Annotated in this window: 6 protein-coding genes; 2 read left to right on the top strand and 4 right to left on the bottom strand. The window is 38.8% G+C overall.

All coding sequences use genetic code 11. The annotated features are described in order from the left end of the window. Positions 1–557, top strand: a 557-nt coding sequence (locus AC1DPQ_RS18775; protein ID WP_477610515.1) for an aldehyde dehydrogenase family protein, incomplete at its 5' end; no start/stop codon positions are given. A gap of 437 nt (positions 558–994) precedes the next feature. Here the strand turns inward: AC1DPQ_RS18775 and AC1DPQ_RS18770 are convergent. Both AC1DPQ_RS18770 and AC1DPQ_RS18765 read right to left on the bottom strand, forming a co-directional pair. Further along, entirely contained in the window at positions 995–2,377 is a 1,383-nt protein-coding gene (locus tag AC1DPQ_RS18770) for an MBL fold metallo-hydrolase RNA specificity domain-containing protein (protein ID WP_477610514.1), read from the bottom strand. 82 nt (positions 2,378–2,459) lie between these two features. Beyond that, entirely contained in the window at positions 2,460–2,810 is a 351-nt protein-coding gene (locus tag AC1DPQ_RS18765) for a hypothetical protein (RefSeq protein ID WP_477610513.1), read from the bottom strand. Between the two features lie 103 nt (positions 2,811–2,913). On the opposite strand from AC1DPQ_RS18765, the gene AC1DPQ_RS18760 reads away from it, so the two are divergent. Continuing rightward, positions 2,914–3,168, top strand: a complete 255-nt coding sequence (locus tag AC1DPQ_RS18760; RefSeq protein WP_477610512.1) for a hypothetical protein — start codon at positions 2,914–2,916, stop codon at positions 3,166–3,168. A 54-nt stretch (positions 3,169–3,222) separates the two neighbouring features. Here AC1DPQ_RS18760 and AC1DPQ_RS18755 read toward each other — a convergent pair whose 3' ends face one another. Together AC1DPQ_RS18755 and AC1DPQ_RS18750 are read right to left on the bottom strand one after the other, a co-directional pair. Beyond that, a complete protein-coding gene (locus AC1DPQ_RS18755; RefSeq protein ID WP_477579301.1) occupies positions 3,223–3,903 on the bottom strand; it encodes a type 1 glutamine amidotransferase domain-containing protein in 681 nt (226 codons plus the stop codon). An 84-nt stretch (positions 3,904–3,987) separates the two neighbouring features. Next, positions 3,988–4,514: Crp/Fnr family transcriptional regulator (locus AC1DPQ_RS18750; RefSeq protein ID WP_477610511.1), on the bottom strand; the 527-nt coding region annotated here is incomplete at its 5' end.

The raw sequence follows: 4,514 nt of genomic DNA, 5'->3' as shown, positions 1-4,514 counted from the left end.
ATCTAGAGAAAGGCAAAGCAATTATTTTTAATGCAAAAACCAGAAGGGTAAGTGTTTGTAATTCGCTTGACTGTGTATTAGTTAATCAAAATCGGCTTAATGATTTGGCTGCGCTTTTATCTCCCCTAGCTGATGGCGATGTTGAGTTATATGCTGATGAAAAAAGTTTTGAGCTATTAAAAGCTTCTTATCCTGAGCAATTGTTAAATCAGGCTAAACCTGAACATTTTGGTACAGAGTTCTTATCTTTAAAGCTAGCTGTTAAAGTAGTGGCTGATTTAGCTGAAGCTTTGAACCACATTGCCGATTATAGCTCTAAACATAGCGAAGCCATTATTTCTGAAGATGCCGCTAATATTGCCCAATTTTTAAACGAAGTAGATGCCGCTGCGGTTTATGCCAATGCCTCTACCGGATTTACGGATGGTGCACAGTTTGGCCTTGGCGCTGAAATTGGTATCAGCACACAAAAACTCCATGCCCGCGGACCAATGGGGCTGGAAGAATTAACCAGTTATAAGTGGGTGGTAAGAGGTGACGGACAAGTGAGAAAGTAATGTTATTGTCATTCTGAGGGTTAATTTATATTATAAAATCAATATTAATGATTATTTTTTTTACCCTACAGCTCATGCTTTCCTCGGCTCACCGCCGCCGATGGGCTCTTTCTTTTTGGTGTCAAAAAGAAACAAAAAACACCGGCTGAAAATTTTTCTTTCGAAGTTAGTGGGTTGGCTGTGTGGGTGGAGTCCGAAAAATTTGTTAGGCCGGATTTAAGTAGAACGGGGACACGGTGCTACGGCCTAGTTGGGTGGAAATACGCAGGCGACATAAACCATTTATATTTAGATGATTGCAAAATAACGTTAATGGCAGTGTAGCAAAGAATCAAACCATAGAAAACAGTCATTAGATTTGTTGCCTTCAGTATAAATGTTAGCGCAGTGCAACTAACTTAAAGATTCTTCGCCGGGCTCAGAATGATAGCATAATATTATAATTCAAAGACCTCTCCTCTTTCTGGCACGGCAACATTAAAGCCATCTTCTTGTAAAGCCAATGATAAACTTTTGAGGCTTTTATCTTCACCATGAACCAAGAAAACTTTTTTGGGCTGTCCTGTCTGTTTAATTGTTTTCACTAAGTCATTGTGATCGCCATGGCCACTGAGCAGATCAGTTTGGTGTATCGTGGCGTAAACCATCATTTCCCGGTCTTTAATGCGGACAATAGGTGCTCCGCTTAATAGCTTGTAACCGAGTGTTCCTTTTGCACAGTAGCCAATAAAAAGAATGGTGCAATAATAGTTCTGAATGTTGTAGTACAAGTGATCCTGAATCCGCCCGCCTTCTAACATGCCTGCAGAAGAAATAATGATACAAGGATCAAAATAATTAGAAACATCTTTACTTTCTTTCATCGTTTGAACATAAGCAAGATGCTCAAATTCAAACTCATCACCCATGGTTTGGTAAAAATCTTTCGCTTCCTGATTTACCAGGTTATGGTGTTTGCGGTAAACCTCGGTAGCTTGGATGGCCATGGGGCTATCTACAAAAATCTGAACGGGCGGCAATAGTTTTTTGGTGAAAATCTGGTTTAAGGCAAATACCAACGATTGCGTACGGCCAATACTAAATGCAGGAATAATCAATCGCCCAGGGCTTTTAATGCAGGCTTCGGTAATTTCCTGAACTAATCTTTCCTCTAAGGTCTGGTCTTTGGTGTGCACCCTCCCGCCATAGGTTGCTTCACTTACCAGGTAATCAACCTCTGGCAGCGGTTCAGGGTTAACCAATACCGGATAGTTCTCTCTGCCAATATCGCCTGTAAAAGCAACTTTCTTCTCTACGCCATCGTCATTGATGGTTAAAATAGCTGCAGCAGCGCCAAGCAAATGGCCAACTGGCACAAAGGTTAGGCTAATATCGCCGTTGATCTTGAAAGGCTTGTTAAATGCAATGGTTACAAAACGATCGATCGTATCCATTACATGTTTGTGCAGGTACAAAGGTTTTGGTYCGCTAAAATTGCCGCGTTTAGTTCTGGGTTTTCGGCCGGCCTTCCTTAAGAAAAGTTCTACAGAATCGAATAATAGTATCGAAGTAAGATCGGCTGTTGGTGGTGTACAGAGCACCTGACCTTCAAAACCCAATCGAACCAGTGTAGGTAAATTACCAGAGTGATCGATATGGGCGTGAGTTAAAATAACGAGGTTTATACTTGCCGGATCGAAAGGGAATTGCTGGTTTTCTTCCTGGTAGGTTTCCTTCTCGTAATCTAATCCACAATCTATCAGTATTTTATAATGTCCAACTTCTAGCAGGTGCATACTCCCTGTTACCTGTTGTGCTGCGCCCCAAAACGTTAACTTCATCTTCTTATCTATCGCGTAAGTTCTTTAGCCGTAAAGTAATATAAATGATGGGATTTTTAAACAATCAAGCGTAATTTTTTAATTATAGTCCATTTTCTTCCCTAAATTTGAGTCCCTTCGATATTTCACTTTTTGCCTCTTCCGAAAAATCTTCTAAATCAGCTGTTGTAATGATTTTATCTACAAGCATAGCAATTACAGTATCTAAAAACCATGAATTTCTAAGCCCGTCATATCTTCTGGCGATGTGTTTGTCGAAATCTGTTACAGTGGTAAAAATTTTATAATAATCGTCTCTATTATCTTCAGGCTGTTGTGTTTTCCATTGGTCTAAAATTTCGGAGAATACCTGCATTTCTTTTTTTAGTTCCCGTTGTAAAGCTATCTCGAATAACTTTCTGGCAACTTTGTTATCTGCTTTAGAAAAACTCATATTCATCGTTAAAATTATAGCATAAAGATAACAATGTCTTATATATTCAGCCCAACTTAAGCTCAACAAAAAGATTTTTTATCTTTGAAGAAAAATATTCGATATGCAAGAACCTTTTGATATAGAAATCGGACCAATTAATTATTCAGTTTTCCCTGAAGGAAATGATTCGTATACCATTTTCAAAGATGGAAAAGAATATATTCAGATTCAGAAGGATACTTCATCTATCTGGTTAAAAATGGATTATAAAACCGAACTTCCAATTTTTGAAGAAGACGAGGAAGTGAATGCTATTGGCCAGGCCATTGAAAAATATGTGCCTGAACCTGAAGACGAGGAAGAAGACGAGTTATAATAAGTAATCCTCAACAAGGTTTGGTTAAACCAGCCTGTGTTGAGGATTTTAAATTTAGGCAAGGAGCTTTAATAATTCTTCTGCAACTTTTTCTGATGAGGCAGGGTTTTGTCCGGTAATCAATAAGCCATCAACTAAGGCATAGGGATTCCAATCAGCTATCTTGCTGTAATGTCCACCATTTTTTATCAACATATCCTCTACTAAGAAAGGCACTACGTTTGTTAATTGTACAGCTTCTTCTTCGGTATTGGTAAACCCGGTTACATTTTTGCCGTTCACCAGGTATTCACCATTTATCTTTACATCCTTAAGCACTCCCGGAGCATGACATACAAAAGCAACAGGCTTGTTGGCGTTATAGAATTCGGTAATGAGTTGTTGTGAAGTTGCGCTTTCTGCTAAATCCCAAAGTGGTCCGTGACCACCAGGATAAAAAACTGCATCATAATCATCCATCACTATATCGGCCAGTGGAATGGTATTTTTTAATTTGGCCAATAGAACAGCGTCTTTGTCCATTCTTTTCGTCGTTTCGGTTTGAAAAGAAGGATCTTCACTTTTAGGGTCAATTGGTGGTTGACCACCTTTTGGTGAGGCCAATACAATATCAATGCCTTTGTCGGCTAAGGCATAATATGGCGCTGCCAATTCTTCTGACCAAAAACCTGTTTTTAAACCTGTATTTCCTAATTCGTCGTGGCTTGTAAGCACGAATAAAACTTTCTTATTCATATTTTTTTGCTAAGTGTATCACAAAATTAGTGCTCTTGAATAGGGCAGCAAAGGACTTCAATCACAAATTTAATGTGCGCAAAATCACACTTTTGCGGAAAGCCTGCTTAAGGTTTCTCTAGAAATGCCCAGGTATGCTGCGATTATTGTTTTAGAAACCCGTTGCATCAATTGCGGATACTGTTGAGCGACTTGTTCAAAACGCTCTTTCGGGCTTGTGGTCAAAAGTGATAAAACCCTTTGCTGTAGCGCTACATAGCCTAAACTGTTTTTTATCCTGAAAAAATGCTCCATTTTATGGCTTTCGTTGCATAGCTGATCTAAACTATCTTTGCTGATAGAGAGTAGTTCGGAGTTTTCTAAGCAACTGATGTTCGTAATCGATTTAACATGCCCATAAAAAGCCCTAAAATCGGAAAGCCACCAGTTTTCCATTGCAAACTGAATAATATACGCTTTACCATTGGCATCTGTAAATGTAGCCTTTAGTAAACCTTTAACTACAAAATAAATGTGATTAACAAATTCGTCTTCCTGGATGAGGTACTGGTGTTTTTTAAGCGTTTTAGGTTTGAAATGTGCTGCTATATTTTGAAATGTGCTGCTATATG

The sequence above is a fragment of the Pedobacter sp. 01T416_2 genome, from assembly GCF_056398925.1.
This window is presented reverse-complemented; position numbering and strand designations above follow the sequence as displayed.